The sequence below is a fragment of the Plantactinospora mayteni genome, from assembly GCF_016862935.1.
GTDB classification, from domain to species: domain Bacteria; phylum Actinomycetota; class Actinomycetes; order Mycobacteriales; family Micromonosporaceae; genus Plantactinospora; species Plantactinospora mayteni.
Map to the genome: position 1 here is coordinate 474,751 of NZ_BONX01000023.1, position 15,333 is coordinate 490,083.

At 71.9% G+C, this 15,333-nt stretch carries 13 protein-coding genes; 5 read left to right on the plus strand and 8 right to left on the minus strand.

Translation table 11 applies throughout. From position 1 onward, the window contains the following. Positions 1–56: 56 nt before the first annotated feature. The 4 genes from Pma05_RS18205 to Pma05_RS18220 form a co-directional block, all read right to left on the minus strand. Positions 57–611 carry a S26 family signal peptidase gene (locus Pma05_RS18205; protein WP_203858591.1) on the minus strand — a complete coding sequence of 185 codons (555 nt, stop codon included), beginning with the start codon at positions 609–611 and terminating at the stop codon, positions 57–59. After that, positions 608–2,416 carry an ABC transporter ATP-binding protein gene (locus Pma05_RS18210; RefSeq protein ID WP_203858592.1) on the minus strand — a complete coding sequence of 603 codons (1,809 nt, stop codon included), beginning with the start codon at positions 2,414–2,416 and terminating at the stop codon, positions 608–610. The genes Pma05_RS18205 and Pma05_RS18210 overlap by 4 nt, the downstream gene beginning before the upstream one ends. A 53-nt stretch (positions 2,417–2,469) precedes the next feature. After that, positions 2,470–3,012, minus strand: coding sequence for a thioredoxin domain-containing protein (locus tag Pma05_RS18215; RefSeq protein ID WP_203858593.1), 543 nt, complete (start codon positions 3,010–3,012; stop codon positions 2,470–2,472). Positions 3,013–3,310: 298 nt separating this feature from the next. Further along, a complete protein-coding gene (locus Pma05_RS18220; protein ID WP_203858594.1) occupies positions 3,311–3,511 on the minus strand; it encodes a hypothetical protein in 201 nt (66 codons plus the stop codon). Positions 3,512–4,060: 549 nt separating this feature from the next. Here Pma05_RS18220 and Pma05_RS18225 point away from each other — a divergent pair. The 5 genes from Pma05_RS18225 to Pma05_RS18245 all read left to right on the plus strand — a co-directional run bounded on the left by Pma05_RS18225 (position 4,061) and on the right by Pma05_RS18245 (position 10,847). Continuing rightward, positions 4,061–4,753 (plus strand): hypothetical protein, encoded by a 693-nt coding sequence (locus tag Pma05_RS18225; RefSeq protein ID WP_203858595.1) that lies wholly within the window; start codon positions 4,061–4,063, stop codon positions 4,751–4,753. A gap of 235 nt (positions 4,754–4,988) precedes the next feature. Then, complete coding sequence (locus Pma05_RS18230; RefSeq protein WP_203858596.1) at positions 4,989–6,434, plus strand: WD40 repeat domain-containing protein; 1,446 nt, start codon at positions 4,989–4,991, stop codon at positions 6,432–6,434. A 127-nt stretch (positions 6,435–6,561) separates the two neighbouring features. Further along, the gene (locus tag Pma05_RS18235) at positions 6,562–8,022 is read left to right on the plus strand and encodes a hypothetical protein (protein WP_203858597.1); all 1,461 of its coding nucleotides are present in this window, start codon (positions 6,562–6,564) and stop codon (positions 8,020–8,022) included. Positions 8,023–8,103: 81 nt separating this feature from the next. Continuing rightward, entirely contained in the window at positions 8,104–9,549 is a 1,446-nt protein-coding gene (locus tag Pma05_RS18240; protein ID WP_275414705.1) for an AAA family ATPase, read from the plus strand. Beyond that, positions 9,546–10,847, plus strand: coding sequence for a vWA domain-containing protein (locus Pma05_RS18245; RefSeq protein WP_203858598.1), 1,302 nt, complete (start codon positions 9,546–9,548; stop codon positions 10,845–10,847). Before Pma05_RS18240 ends, Pma05_RS18245 begins: the two co-directional genes overlap by 4 nt. 219 nt (positions 10,848–11,066) lie before the next feature. Here the strand turns inward: Pma05_RS18245 and Pma05_RS18250 are convergent, their stop codons facing one another. From Pma05_RS18250 to Pma05_RS18265, 4 genes are read right to left on the minus strand one after another with little or no spacing between them, the layout of a single operon-like run. Next, positions 11,067–12,050: a nitroreductase family protein gene (locus tag Pma05_RS18250; RefSeq protein ID WP_203858599.1), complete on the minus strand. Its 984-nt coding sequence runs from the start codon at positions 12,048–12,050 to the stop codon at positions 11,067–11,069. Continuing rightward, positions 12,051–13,187: a GNAT family N-acetyltransferase gene (locus tag Pma05_RS18255; RefSeq protein ID WP_203858600.1), complete on the minus strand. Its 1,137-nt coding sequence runs from the start codon at positions 13,185–13,187 to the stop codon at positions 12,051–12,053. Then, positions 13,184–13,624 carry a DUF4188 domain-containing protein gene (locus Pma05_RS18260; protein WP_203858601.1) on the minus strand — a complete coding sequence of 147 codons (441 nt, stop codon included), beginning with the start codon at positions 13,622–13,624 and terminating at the stop codon, positions 13,184–13,186. Before Pma05_RS18260 ends, Pma05_RS18255 begins: the two co-directional genes overlap by 4 nt. Before the next feature lie 3 nt (positions 13,625–13,627). Continuing rightward, positions 13,628–15,223, minus strand: coding sequence for a phenylacetate--CoA ligase family protein (locus Pma05_RS18265; RefSeq protein ID WP_239312546.1), 1,596 nt, complete (start codon positions 15,221–15,223; stop codon positions 13,628–13,630). Positions 15,224–15,333 lie beyond the last annotated feature (110 nt).

A 15,333-nucleotide genomic window follows, 5' to 3' on the forward strand; every position in this document is an offset into this window, starting at 1 on the left:
CCGACGCCATCCGCCCGCTCGTCCGCCGACCGACGGGACGTGGTGGAGGGCGAGGGTCACCGTTCACCCCGATCGACGGGCCGGTGCGCTACGTGCCGCTCGTCGGGACAGGGCACCCGCACGGGATCGGCCCGGGGTTCGGGCTTGACCGGTACGGCGGGAGCCTGGCCGTGCAGTGGTCGGAGCACCACGCCCACCACCGCGTCGGTGGGCACGTACCCGTAGAGGCGAGAGTCACCGCTGCCGTCGGGGTTGTCGCCCAACAGCACGAGCTGACCGGGGGGCACCACCGGCGAGTCGTCGATGCGGAACGGCACCGGATCACCCGCGACCGCCGCTACCCGCTTGATGACCCGTCGGTTGGCGAGGGACTCCTCGGGGGTGACCCACTCGGGAATCGGCCGGAGTCGTTCCGGCAGGTCGACCACGACCACCTGACCGACCCGTACCCGACGGCCGGCGCGACGTCGGGCCAGCAGGCGGTCGCCGTGCTGGTAGGTCGGCACCATGCTGGGGCCACGTACGGTGACCACGAGATGGGCGCGGCGCAGCCACGCCAGCCACGCGGTGACGGCGACGACGAGCAGCACGGCCAGCGGCAGCCACCTCATGCCGGTGCCGCCGCGACGTAGCCCTGGGCCTGGAGGTTGAACAGCCGGGCGTAGATCCCGGACTCGGCCAGCAACGTCGGGTGGTCACCGCACTCGACGATCTGACCGTCGGAGAGCACCACGATCCGGTCCGCGTCCCGGACCGTGTTGAGGCGGTGCGAGATCAGCAGGCTGGTCCGGCCGGCGCGGTGGTCCCGGAGCCGGACATGGATCTCCGCCTCCGCCTCCGCGTCCAGTCCGGAGCTGGGTTCGTCGAGGATCAGCAGGTCCCGGTCGTCCCGCATCAACGCCCGGGCCAGGGCCAGCCGCTGCCCCTGGCCGCCGGAGAGCAGTACTCCGGTGTCGGCGTCCTCCTTGTCGATGCCCTCGAGGAACATCCGGGTCAGCATCGTGTCGTACCCCTTGGGGAGCTTGGTCAGTGTCTCGTGCACTCCGGCGCGGTGGGCAGCCGCCTCGACGCGCCGCCGGTCCCGCAGGCCGGTCAGGTCACCCAGGCCGATGTTCTCCGCCGCCGAGAGTTCGTACTCGGTGTAGTCCTGGAACACCGTGCCGATCCGCTGCCGCAGCTCGGCCGGGTCGAACTCCCGCAGGTCGACACCGTCCCAGCGGATCTCGCCCCGGCCCGGATCGTACAGCCGGCACAGCAGCTTGACCACGGTGCTCTTGCCGGAGCCGTTCAGCCCGACCAGGGCGGCGGCCCCGCCGGCGGGAATCGTGAGGTTCACGCCGCGCAGCACCCACGGCCGGTCCGGGCCGTAGCGGAACCACACGTCCCGGAACTCGATCCCCACGGTCAGCGCGGGTACCGGTGTGGGCGCCGCCGGAACCGGCAGGTCGGGTTCGACCGTGGTCGCCACGTGGTAGTGGTCCAGCATCATCAGCGCGTGGTGGGCGGCGCCGAACTGGCTCACGATCCCGGAGAGGCCACCCTGGACCCCGGCGACCGCGGCCACGAAGACCGTGACGTCCCCCACGCTGAGCTGGCCGGAGCGGCTCGCCATGACCGCCCAGACCAGCCCTCCGCCGGCGGTCACCGCCCCGAGGAGGGCGAGGAGGGTCTGGATCTTCAGATCTTTCCGGTCGACGGCCCGGCTGTCGGTGTTGGCGGAGTGCAGTTCGTGGAGCATCCGGTCCCGGAAGAACACGCCCAGCCCGAAGAGCCGGATCTCCTTCGCTCCTCGGGGCTCGCTGAGCAGGTTGGCGTAGAAGTACTGCCGGCGTCCGGCGTACCCGACCCGCCACATCGTCGCGGTGCGGAGCCGGCTCAGCAGGATCTCCGCCCGGAGGGTGGGAACCGCGGCCACCGCGACGGCCACGACCAGCCAGGGATTCATCAGCCACAGGGTGGCCAGGAAGCCGACGGCGGTCAGGGCGTTCCGCCCGATGCCGGTCGCGTTGGTCAGCAGGTCCCCCGGGCCGGTGCCGCCGGCCTGCTGTGCGAGCTGGAGCCGGGTGTGGAACGTCGGGTCCTCCAGCTTCGCGAGACCGCGCAACCGCTCGTTGACCGCGCGGTAGAGCCGGTCCACCGCGTGCACCCGTACCCGGCGGCCCAGTTCCGCCTCGGCGTAGCGGATCAGGCGGGGCAGAATCACCACGGCGATCCCGGCGGCGGCCAGGGCCACGGTCAGCCAGACCAGCACCGCTTCGGCCCGGCTCAGGATCAGACCGTCGAGGACCAGCCGGGTGAGCCAGGCGACCGCCACGGGCATCAGCCCGGTCGCGACGGCCAGCGCGAGCAGCCCGACGAGTATCCACGGAGCCGCGCGCAGCGCCAGGGCGGCGGCGGTCCGGGCGTGGCCGACCATCACCCGGAAGGTGATCCGCTCCGTAGTACCTCCCGGGCCACCGGGGAGGCCGATCATGCGGCGACCGGGACCGCCACCACGTCCGCGGGCCGGGTGGTCACCACCGCCCCGTGTTCGTCCAGACGGCACATCGCCGGGTAGCCGGTGACCTCGAACGCCTCGCCCACCGGGCCCTTCCGTTCCTCGACGACCACCATCGCGATCCCACGGAGCTGCTCGACCATGTCAGCGGCGTCGGCCGCCTTCTCGGCGACCACCACGGCCAGGACGTGACGCGGCCCGGCCGGCAGGGCCCGGGCCGCCTCGACGAACCGGGGGAGCCACTCGGCGCAGGACGAACAGGTGGTGGAGAAGAAGCCGGCCATCGCGCCGTCCCGGGCCAGGTCAGCCTCGTTGACCTGGGCGCCGTCCACGGTGGTGGCCCGGAACGGGGAAGGCCGCTTGCCCACTGCGATCAGGGGCTGCGGTCGTGGCACCGCCATGGAGATGCTCAGCAACTGCTCGGAATGGTTCCGCAGCCGCCGGATCACCCCTAGCGTCAGAATCAGGTTGAGCAGCGTGACGACGATACACAGAACCACCACAGCAACAGACATGCCGACCCCGTCCTTTCCGTTCCTACCGTGTCCTACCGTGCGGACTCGTTGCCACCACGCCGTGTCGATGCTTGCCGGAGCAGCAACTCGAGAAGTGACACATATTCAGAGAGCCGATCCGTTAATACCGAACCGGCCGCCGCCAATCCTCACGAAGGATGGCAGCAGCCGGCCAATCGATACGGTGACTCGATTCGGCGTACGCCTTAACGTTTGCTGACCCACCGCTGTCGCCAGCACGCAAGTCCCGGACGTTCCTTAGTCCAGGCAACGACGTACGCCAGCGATTCAGGAGCTACTAGTGGCAGCCGGTGCACTCGATGATCTGGGCGCTGTTCGCGCAGTAGCAGTCGCGGTGCAGGCCACCGCCGCAGGAGGGGTAGTAGTAGCAGGGACCCGTGTACGGGTACGGGCCACAGGGGCAGCTCGCCGCCGCACTGGTGGTCGGCACGAACTTGCTCAGCAGTCGGTCGCCGAGCATCTCGAGTTTCTCGAACATCTGCTCCCCTTTCATCGGGGGTTGTCAGGCCCCCGCACTGACGTAGCAGCCCGTCATGAGGATCTAGACGGGAGTGAATCAGACGTTATCAGGGAACGTAGCCATCGAGCAACCTTCATGAACGCCCACCCCGCCCCCGCAACTACTGAGAGTTATTTACAACCGTCATCAGATGTTCATCATGAGTAGGAGGTTTCGGAAGTCATTCTGTATGATGCCCCGATCGGCAGCGGGCTCACGGAGCGTGTTTGCCGGCGAGTGGTACGATCGCAACTTGCGGTCGAAGATGGAGACATTGGTCGTCCCCAGTGGACCGATTTTGTGCTGTGAACAGACTCGACCATGGGATAGCCGCCGCGCGCCGGTCAGCTCGGGGGTGATCTCGGCCGGCGCGTCGCGAAAGGTCTGGAGAAGACGACGCGTCCGCCGTCAGCGACCGTGACGACGGAGGCGTTCGGTCGTGACGGCCACCCACTGGCGCAGCCGGATCGAGGGTGGAAGCCCAGGGCGTGCAGAGCGATACCTAGAAATCCAAGGGATCATGGCGTCATGACCCGCTTCACCGAACAGGAACTCAGATACCGCCGGATGCTGGACGAACTCCAGGCCGCCGCAGGGGTGGAGGTGTTCTACGAGGAGAGGGGGAACGTCGAGGAGGGCCTCGGCGAGGCTCCGGATGCCTTCGCCCTCTTCGAGGAGTGGCACGGCATCCGACTCGCTCCGGAACTGCGGCGCGGCTTCCTCCGGTTCGACGGAATCTCCTGCCATTGGAGGCTCAGGAGGGGCGAGTCGAGCCTGAGCGGTGAGTTCTCGTTGCGCCATCTCTCCGCCGCCTTCTTCGCCACCGGTGAGCACCTGATCCACGAGGACCTCGACCCGGAACGGCGCGTTCTCTACTCGGGGTTCCGCATCTTCGACGAGCACGCCAGGACCGGGGCAGGCACCCTCGCGGCACTGGGCATCCCGCCCGCCGCGACGGGGCTCCTCTCGCCGGAGATCTGGTACTACGACAGTTCCGACGGGGAACTGAAACTGGACCTCGACTATGCCCAGTACATCGACACGCTCCTCGTCACCAGGGGGACGAACGGCTGGCAGTACCTGTACGCCGACGTGGACCTGACCGAGAGTGGCCTCGCGGGTGTTGGGGATGACCTACGGACCATGCTCGACGTGTTCCCGGAACTCTTCCCGGACCACGACTACGCGGACCTCCGTACCCGCCTCCAGGAGCGCCTGTGACCCTCATCGCCTGGGTACCCCGCCACCGGAGCTGACCTGCCTGATCACCCGATGGGCCGCCCCGAACCGTCGCCCCGGCACGGCGGTTGTCCCGACGACAATCGGCCGTGCAGTAACGCCATCTCCGGCCACACACGACAGCGAGGTGGTCGACGCCGCACGGGCGGGGCAGCGTCGGGGGCCTGTGGCAGTATTCGGTGCGCTCTGCCCCATAGATCCCCTTGAGGAGACGACGATGTCGACCGACCTGTACGGCGTACGGGTGCTTTCCGTCGACCCGGAGGAACTCCGGATCAGGTTCAAGGTCTTCGTGGTCTATTACGACACGGCGTACCGGAGCCACGAGTCCGCGCCGGACGACGTCGGCTTCTTCTTCCATCTGCTGTGGCAGCAGGCGATCGAGCAGCCGGAGGATTCCCGGGCCGCCTCCCTGGCGCGACTGGTGGATATGGACCACGCGCTGGACTTCGAATGGGTCGACGCCAACGCACGCCGGTTCGTGTCCCGGGTCGAGCGGGTCGCCGCCGCCAACCATCCGCCGACCGAGGAGCAGTGGGAGCGGCTGCACGACTTCTACTACGAGGACGACGGTGGCTGGAAGGACGAGGACCTGCTGGTCCAGTTCGAGTACGACGTGTGGGTCACCGACCAGCGTTGGCTGGAGCCGCTGCGTGCGGGGGACGCATGGGGGACGACGGGGTTCCCGGTCAACGCCGACACCTGGACGGCCGAGGAGTCGTCGCACATTCCGGACCTCAGCAACCCCGCACAGGTGTTACACCCGTTCCGCACCGCCACCGGCGACCTCAGCTACGACCACATCAGCTCACTGGCCTTCTCCGATGACGGCAGATACCTGGCCACGTGCAGCGACCAGAACCGGGTCTGGGTCCACGACACCGCGGACTGGACCGAGTTACTGCACACCTCCGCGGGTGAGGAGTGGATCGTGCCGCAGGTGATGTGGGTGCCGGGTGAGCACATCGTCACCGTCAAGACCCTCCCCGACGACAACGAATTCGGCGTCCAGCCACAGTGGGCCTTCGACGTCGACGCCCGGACGGAGGTCGAGGCTCCCTTCCAGGCCGGGCTCCGGCGTTCCCACGACGGTGCCTACCGGATCGGTCCGAACGGCGCGGGCGAGGGCGGCTACGACCTGCTCCCCACCGCGCACTCGCCCCATCGCCAGGTCGCCCATGCCGGGCAGTGGGATCCGATCCAGTGCGAGGGCTTCTCCGGGGACGGGTCCCGGCTGTTCCTCGGGGCGCAGGAGAACCTCTACGTCGTCGACCCGGCGACCGGAGAGGTCGTCGACACCGTGCTGCCCGCCCCGGAGCGGCTGTTCGCGCTCGCCGCGAACCCCGACGGCAACTATCTCGCGGTCGGGAGCCACAGCCGGAAGCTGCACTACCTTACCGGCCGGGCGCGCGAGCAGTGCCCGTATGAGCTCTGCGTATGGCGGATGGCCGACAAGAAGATCATCATGGGACGCCAACTGACGGCGCGGCTCGAACATCTCGCCTGGTCGCCGGACGGGCGCTGGCTGGTCGTCGCCATGGAACCCACCGCCAAGAGTGACTCCCACGATGGCCAGACCGCCCTGGTCGTGTTCGCCATGGGGCCGGTCGACGATGCACCGGTGTCGCGCGCGAAACTGCGGCCAGGCCCCGAACCGGCGTGAGGCTGTGCCCGTCGCGGAGGTCCGGCTCCAACCTGACTGGCCCGCCGGGACGGGAGGCGGTAGGCTGCTCGGCGATGAATACCTCATTCAGCAGATTGGGGGTCCAGTCCACGCAAGGTGAGTGCTGATGCACCCATCGACTGTGGACAGAGACTCCCGGCTCTCCTTCTGGCGGCGCGTACGCGAGTTCGCCGTGCCGCTCCCGATGATCGAGTTGGCTACCGCCCGCCGTACTCTCGGCGACTGGGCCGGGGCCTGCGCCGCCGCACGCGTCGATATCGATCTGCGACCGCGTTCCGTGGCGCGCACCTATGGCCGCGAACTGGCCGACCGGCTCCGGGCCGACCTCCGCCATCTCGCACCTGACCTGCTGCGCTGGCACCTGCCCCGGGTCGCTCCGGACGGGTTGCTGCGACCGGGCCTGACCATCTCGCTGGCCCGGTACCCCGGGACGGACGCCGGCACCCCGCACCTGGTGGCCCGGACCGCGCCGGCCTGGGCGGACGCCGGGCAGCGGATCAGCCTCGCGCTGTGGGATCCGGCACGGCCGGCCGAACCGGCCGGGCCACATCCGCACCCCCGTCCGGACCGACGGTTCCGGCTCGACCTGCACCGGCACCTCTGGGACGTACGCCAGGCCGGGGAGTTGCGGGTCCGGTCCGGGGCGGAGCGGCAACCCGGCGCCGGCCGGCTCGACACGGGACGGCCCGAGCAGCCGGCCAGCCGCCGCCAGGCGGTGTCCAGCAGCCAGTGGCCCGTGCCGGACGGCTTCGACTGCGCGGTGCAGCGCTGGGCCGCCGAGGCGGAACTGCTGCTCGACGCGGACGGCAGCAGCGGCCACACCGCCACCGTCCGGCTCGGCTCCCGGCACCGGCTGCTGCTGGATCTGGTGCCGGATCCGGGAGGCGGCCCCGTCGGGCTACGGATCCGGGCGGCGCCGGTGCGGGACCACCCCTCCGGGCTACCGGTACTGCCGGACGCGGCCACCTGGATACTGCCCGACCTGGCGCTGCTCCGGGCCGGGCTGATCGGGGCCGACGGGTTGCACCCGCTGGTCGCCTCGGCGCTCGTACCGGACCGGCCGGTCGCCGAGACCCGGCCGGACCCGACCGACGGGCCCGGACCGCGGTACGTCGAGTGCCGGGGCGTCCGGCACCGGATCGGCGTACTGGACGGCACACTCGTCGCGCTGGACCACGATCCCGCCGAGATCCGCCGCGAGGAACTGCTGGCCGCGCTGACCGGCACCCCGTTGCCCTGTCTGCTGGCGATCGACGGCGCACACCGTCAGCCCGAGAACCTCGGCGACATCCGCGCCCGGCTGGACCACGGCGACACCGACGGTGCCGTGGCCACGGTCGAACGGCTCCTCGGACCGGACGCGCTGCTCCGCGGCGGCGCGCTGTGGGACGAACTGGAGACGGCAGCGCTCCGCCGGGTCTCGCACGGGCTGTATCGGGCAGGGCTCGGCGCGTCCGCACCGCACCCGGCCAGCGGGCTCGACGGGTACCGCCGGGAGCTGTCTCGGCGGGTCGCCCGACCCTCGGGTACCTCCCGGGCACATCCGCGGCACGCGTCCGCCCGCTGACCCGCGCGACTCGTCCTCCTCCACTCCCTGGCCCGGGCTGCTGCCCCACCCGGCCCTCGACTCGACCCAAGGTGATCTCACATGCGTATCCCCGTCCCGTCCGCGCCCTCCCCCGCCGTCGCCACCGCCTCCCCTGCCTCCCCAGCCGTCGCTGCCGCCTCGCCCGCCGTCGCCACCGCCTCCCCTGCCGTCGCTATCGCCTCCCCCGTCCGCTTCGCATCCTCGGCCCCCGCCCCTGCTCCGGCTGCCGTTCCGGGTGCACTGCCGGGCACGCCGTCTCGGCGAGAGTGCCGGAACGCTCCGGCCGAGCTGGCGGGGGCCGGCCAGCTCGACGTCGCCGCCGACCTGCTCGCCCTGCTCGGCGACACCGCCACCGAGCCTCGGCCCGACCCGCAGTTGGAGGCGCTGACCCTGGCCGTCGCCGCCGACCTGCCGGTACTGCTCTGGGGTGAGCCGGGAATCGGCAAGACGGCCGTGCTGAACCAGCTCGCCTCGGCCCTCGACCTGCCGCTGACCACGGTGATCGCCAGCGTGCACGAACCGTCCGACTTCGCCGGCCTGCCCGTGGTCGGCGACGATCCGGCGGTCCAGGGCGTGCCGATGGCCCCGCCGGACTGGGCCGTACGCCTGGTCCGGGCCGGCCGGGGACTGCTCTTCCTGGACGAACTCTCCACCGCACCGCCAGCCGTGCAGGCCGCACTGCTCCGCGTGGTGCTGGAACGGCGGGTCGGGGCGCTGCGGCTCCCGCCCGGCGTACGGATCGTCGCCGCCGCCAATCCACGCTCCTCGGCCGCCGACGGCTGGGAACTGAGCCCACCGCTGGCCAACCGCTTCGTGCATCTACAGTGGACGTACGACCACCAGGTCGTGGTCCGGGGGCTCGGCGGGACCTGGCCCCGGGCCGCGCTGCCCCGGCTCGACCCGGAGCGGCTGCCCGAGGCGGTGGCGTTCGCCCGGCGCGCGGTGTGCGAGTTCCTGACCGCCCGCCCCGGCCTCGTACACCGGCTGCCCGACAACGAGGCCCGCCGGGGCGGCCCGTGGCCGTCACCACGCAGTTGGGACATGACGCTGCGGCTGGTCGCCTTCGGCACCGCGGCCGACACCTCCCGGGAGGTGTTGTCGATGCTGGTCCGGGGCACCGTCGGCGACGGCCCGGGGCTGGAGTTGCTGGCCAGCCTGGACCGGCTGGACCTGCCGGACCCCGAGCTGCTGCTCGCCGACCCTGCCCGGGCCGACCTGCCCGAGCGGGGTGACCTGCGACAGGCCGTACTCGACGGAGTGGTCGAGGCGGTCCGGAAGCTCCCCGACCGGTCCCGCTGGGACGCGGCCTGGAAACTGCTGGTCCGGGCGCTGGAGACCGGCGCCCCGGACCTGGTGGTGGTACCCGCGAGCACGCTCGCCGCGCTCCGCCAACCCGACTGGGACCTGCCGGAGTCGATCGACCGGCTCGCCGGGGTGGTCTCGCTGACCCGGCGGGCGGACGGCGTCGCCACCCGGGTCGCCGCCACCGCCGGGAGCGGCCGATGACCCGCCCCAGTCCGCTGCCGGCCGGGCCGGTGACCCCGGTCTCCGACCCGGCCGGGCAGGCCGGTGCCCTCGACACCGAGAAGCTCTTCACCGCCCGGCTGCACGCCGCCCGGGTCCGGCCCTACCTGGCGACGGCGCTCTTCGCGCTGCACGTCGTGGAGTCGCGCCGGGTACCGACGATGGCCGTGGACCGGCACTGGCGGTGTTACGTCTCGCCCGCGTTCGTGGACCGGACCCCGGTGGAGGAGTTGGCCGGAGTGTGGGTGCACGAGGTCTCCCACCTGCTCCGCGACCACCACGGCCGGGGTGACCGGGTCGCCGTACGGCGTGGCCTGGTCGGGCCGGGGGAACGGCTGCGGATGAACATCGCGGCGGACTGCGAGATCAACGACGACGTGTACGGGGACGGGCTGGCCCGACCCGACGGCGCCGTCGAACCGGGGTCGCTGGGCCTCTCCCCGGGCGAGCTGATGGAGGACTACCTGCGGCAGTTCCGGCTCGGGCCGTACCTCCAGGACTTCGTCTGGCTGGACTGCGGCAGTGGTGCAGACGGGCTGGACCGGGAGTGGGACCTGGGGCCGGACGGCGCGCACGGGCTCACCGAGCAGGAGCGGGACGCCGTCCGGTTCCGGGTCGCCCAGGGCATCGCCGCCCGGCCGGGTACCGCACCGAGGGGGTGGCAGCGGTGGGCGGAGGAGGCGTTCCATCCGCCGCAGCCGTGGCGGAACCTGCTCGGCGCGGCCATCCGCTCGGCGGCCGACGGGCCCGGCGCGGGCGACGACTACAGCTACGGCCGGCCGGCACGACGCTCCGCCAGCCTGCCCGGGGTGATCCTGCCGAGCCTGCGCCGCAGACCGCCCCGGGTCTCGGTGGTGATCGACACCTCCGGTTCGGTGAGCGACGCCGAACTGGGCAGCGCGCTGCTGGAGGTCGCCGCGATCGGTCGTGCGGTGGGCGGCCGGCGTGACCTCGTCAGCGTACTGTCGTGTGACGCGGCGGCCCGGACCGTGCACCGGCTGTGCCGGGCCGAGGGGATTCCGCTGGTCGGCGGCGGTGGGACGGACCTGCGTACCGGCTTCGCGAAGGTGCTGCGGGCCCGGCCCGCTCCGGACGTCGTGGTGGTACTGACCGACGGCCAGACCCCCTGGCCGGCCGCCCGGCCGGCCTGCCGGACGGTGGTGGGGCTGTTCCCCCGACCGACGGCGGCCCGGTCCTGGTCCGAGGACGATCCCGACTACGTACCGGACACGCCGCCGGACTGGGCCCGGGTGGTCGAGATCGGCCCGGCTTCCCGATAGGCCGGACGCCCTTGATCACCACTGGACCTTCTCCACCTGAACCGGGTGGCGCTCTGGCACCCCGTCCGACGTCGCGGCTCCGCCGGAGACCGCACGGGGAGGTGGACAAGGCACCGGTCGCGCGCTCAGTGAACCTTTTTCAACCTCCCCTTGCGGTCCGCCGTTGGCCGCAGGTGGAAGTCGGGGCGCATGCGCCGCGCGGTTCAGGTTGAAAAAGGCTCAGTGGCCGGCGTGCGCGATGCCGCCGATCCGGCGTGCCGAGGGCGGCGCCGTACCGGCCGGCCGACCGACCCGGGCGACGTGCAGCAGCCGCTCGGCCGGCACGCCCAGCACCACGCCCAGCGCGTCGCGGGTGGTGGGCGCGTCGACGAGCTGGCTCAGCGGATGCGCCGCCACCCCGGCCGCGTGCAGGGTCAGCCAGACCCGCATCAGCACCCGCCCCAGCCCGACCATGCCAGTATCGTCCAGTTCGGAGGGTCCGACGAGGACCAGCACGGCACCGCCGAGCGCGAGCGGGTTGCCGGCGGCCGTGCCGAGCAGCCGGGGCAGCCCCAGCCGGCGCAGCATCGGGTACGCCGCCAGTGCCGCGCGCAGTCCGGTCGCCTCGGCCCGGGACAGCCGCAGGCAGCGGTCGGTGAGCCCGTCGGCGTGGTAGTCCGGGTGCCCCGGGTGGAGCCGCAGCCAGTACCGCAGTTCGCCGACCACCGCTGGATCGGCGTACAGGTGCCGGTCGGCGAGCCGGAGCAGTCGGGCCAGCAGGTCGGCGTCCGGTACCACCCGGACCGCTCCGCCGACCTCCCGGGCGAGCGCGTCGACGGCCGCCACGACCTCGGCCGGCGGGCCCGCCGTGAACCGCCCCCGGTGGGTACGCCGCCCGCGCACCTCCGCCGCCCCGAACGGGCTGTCGTAACGGCTCCCGGCTGCCCGCAGCCAGCCCACCCGACGCTCCTCGGCACAGTGGTCCGGTACGAACCCGACCCGCAGCCCGGCGTCGGCCGCGACGACCAGGCAGGTCTCGACGAACGCGCCGAGCGACAGCCACAGGTCCCGCCCGGACGGGTCGGCCGCCGGCAGCGCGTCGGACGGGTCCCAGCCCACCCGGATCTCCGCCGTCCGGTGGTCGAGCCGCCACGGCTGGGTGTTGTGCGCGCTCGGCGCCCGCCAGCAGAGCGGCTCCAGCGCCCGGAACGCCGCGACGTCCACCTACAACGCCTTCTCGTAGAAGGTGTACCCGTGCAGCGGCCGGCCGCCCATCCCCCGGAACTGCGCGGCCGAGGCCGGATTGTCCCGCCCGACGTACGTGCTGCGCAGCGTCCGGTATCCCCCGGCGTGCAGGTTGCGGCGAAGCTGCGCCGAGAGCAGCCGCTGGTAGCCGCGCCCCTGGCAGTCCGGCAGTACGCCCTTGACGATCAGCACCGCCTCCCGCCGGTAGCGCCGTCGGGTCGCCAGCAGCCGGAGCTGGTTGACCAGGTTGAGGTTGCCCCGTACCCGGATCACGAACTCGCTGATGTCCGGGATGCAGAGTACGAAGGCCACCGGCCGGTCCGCCCGGGTCAGATAGAGCAGCAACGACTCGTCCAGCAGGTACGCCAGCCCGTCGGTCTGCTCGCGCAGCTCGTCGAACGAGATCTCGGTGTAGTAGCCGAGCTGGGCAAAGGAGGCGTTCAGCAGGTCGCGCACCATGTGCAGTTGCTCGTCCAGCCGCCGCAGGTCGCCCCGGTGCACCCGCAACTCCGGATCGTCGACGAGCGGTAGGGAGCCGCCCGGTTCGGAGCCGGCCCGATCGGAGCCGACCGGTTCGGAGCCGAGCGGATCAGGCGTCACCGGGCAGATCCAGGTGTCCGACTCGAACCGCCGGACGAAGCCGTACGACTCGTAGGCGGTCACGTACCTCGGCGGGTTGTAGGCGCTGTCGACGAAACCCCGGTCGGCGTACCCGGAGGTGATGACCCCGCCGGACTCGTTGGGCAGCAACGCCACCGGCCCGAAGAGCGTCTCCCGGTCGCCGGCGGCCCGGCCGGCGGCGGTGATCGCCTCGAAGAGCGGCTCCGCCGCCGCCTCGGTGAACTCGGTCAGCCCGAAGAGCTGGCACCGCCGGCCGAGTTTGGTGTCGAGGGCGGCGTCGGTGTGCAGCGTGGTCCGGCCCACCGCTACCCCGGTAGCGGCATCCCGGAGCAGGTACATCGGCACGCCCGCGCGCCACCAGCGCCGCACCTGGGCGCGGACCGGGGGCACGAAGCGCGGCTCGTCCGCGTACACCCGGTCGGTGACGGCGAGGAAGTCCCGCAGGCCGCGCCGGTCGACGACGCGTTCCAGCCTGGTCGTCGCGGCGGTGGTCATCGCCGCACCGCCGGCCCGGTCGACTCCGTGCCCAGCGGGGTGAAGGTCGGGATGTGCGCCATCTCGGTGGACTCGGCCCGCCACGCCCCGTTAGAGTAGCCGTCCGGTTCGGCGGTGTAGAGCCGGATGTAGCCGGCGGTCGCGTTCCGGGTGCCGTCGGTGACCCACATCATCAGCCTCCGGTGGTGTCGGGAGCGGGCGAACCGCAGCATCGCGTCCCGGTCGGCGAAGAACGCGATGGTGCCGAGGGTGAACGGGAACTCCCAGTAGACGGTATGCCAGCGGTATCCGGACATCCGCCGAAGGTCGCGGAGCATCCGGAGCCAGACCGGCCAGAGCCGCAGGATCGCCAGCGGGCTCCGGTAGCGGGTCGCGCCGATGAACATCGCGCCGGCCCGGGCCTGCGCCGGAGCCTGGGAGAAATCCCGGGTACGCATGCCTCAACCTCCCAGCAGGTAGACGTTCTTGATCTTCTGTTCGCCGGCGAACGGGCCGGTCCCCGCCTCGTGCAGTTCCACCCGCAGCTCGCCGGCGGTCGGGTCCTCGGTCAACGACTGCGCGAAGTCCCGGGAGACGGCGGCGAGGTGCCGGCGTACCCCGTCCCGGCAGGCCGTGGCGAGGGCGTCCCGGACCGGTCCGGCCAGCGGGCGGCGCAGTTCCAGGTGCACCACCGGCCGGGTCTCCAGTCCCGTGTCCTCGGCCAGGGCCAGCCGGAACCGGCTGATCTCGGCCGCGTACGGGTTGCCGGCGTAGAGGCCGTACTCGACGTCCTGGGGGTAGAGGTTGGCGCCGAGGTAGGAGACCGTCGAGTCGCGCCGGCCGAAGAGCAGCAGCAACGGCAGGGTCATCCGCTCGCCGGCCACCGCCGCGTGCCACTCGGCCCGCCGGCCCGGGTCGGCGCGGACCAGGTCGAGGATCTTCCGGTACGGCAGCAGCACCGCCTCGTCGCCGACGTTGTAGCGCAGCCGGGGCTGGAGCACGTCCAGGCTGGTCACCGTGCAGAGCAGTTCGCGCCGCTCGTTGGTCTCCAGATAGGTGGCGAGCGGGTTGTACTGGAACACCATCGGCAGCCGCTGCTCCCGCTCGCCGAGCAGCGCCGCCCGGAACCCGGGATCCGTCCACAGTCGACGCCGTAGCCAGACCGTGAACGCGGTCTCCGCACCGATCCCGATGGTCAGGTCCGACGCCCCGTACGCCGACCGTACCCGGCGGAACCGCTCCTCCAGATAGCTCCGCAGCGCCTCGGTCATCCCCTCCCCGCCGCAACTGGCGGAGATCCGGTAGCGGGCCCAGTCGAAGCCCTCGGCGTCGAGCCGGTCCCGCAGGTGCTTCAGGAACGGCGGGTACGCGGTCACCAGGTAGTCGAAGTCCGGGCCGAACTCACGGAACGTGTCGATGATCTTGCCGAGGTCGGGACCGGTGTTCTTCACCACCGCGATCCGGGCCATCGCGGTCCCGGTGGTGGTCCCGGTCGCCCAGGCGCCCATCGAGTAGGCGTTCACGACGAAGGGTCGGCGCATCGGGAAGACCAGGCTGGTGTAGCCGGCGATGTCATGGTGCACCGCGCGCAGTTCCCGCTCGCCGCGCGGCCAGTTGAACGGCCGGCCCGACGAGCCGGCCGACTCGTCGACCACCACACCCCGGGCCGGCAGCCGGCCACCCCAGCAGCGCCGGGCGGCGTCGTGCGGTACGACGTAGTTCTCCTTGTCGGTCTCCGGGAACTCGTCGAGCCGGCGCCGGACCTGTCCGTCCACACCGGCCGGTCGGGCCCGCAGGAAGGCCCGGTACGCCGGGACGTCCAGTGCGGCGAGCGCACAGACCGCCCGCGCGTGCGCCGCCGCGAGCCGGTCGAAGACCGGGTGGTGCCGGCCGGCCAGCCACCGCCAGCCGGCCGGATGCCGGAGGGCCAGCCGGAGCACGGCTGTCCGGAGCCGCCCGGCGAACGACAGGCGGGCCCGGCACCAGCGCTCGCGGAGGGTCAGACCTGGTGACGTGAATGTGGACGGAGCGGGATACCGGCGCAACGTCTCGGTCATCACAGCAGTGTCGGCGGGGACGGTGCCGGATGCCTGAGTCGTGGTGCCGGTCCGGCGCTGAGTATCCGTACCCAGACCTGCTGCCGGGCGGCGCGGGTGTTTGCGGTCCC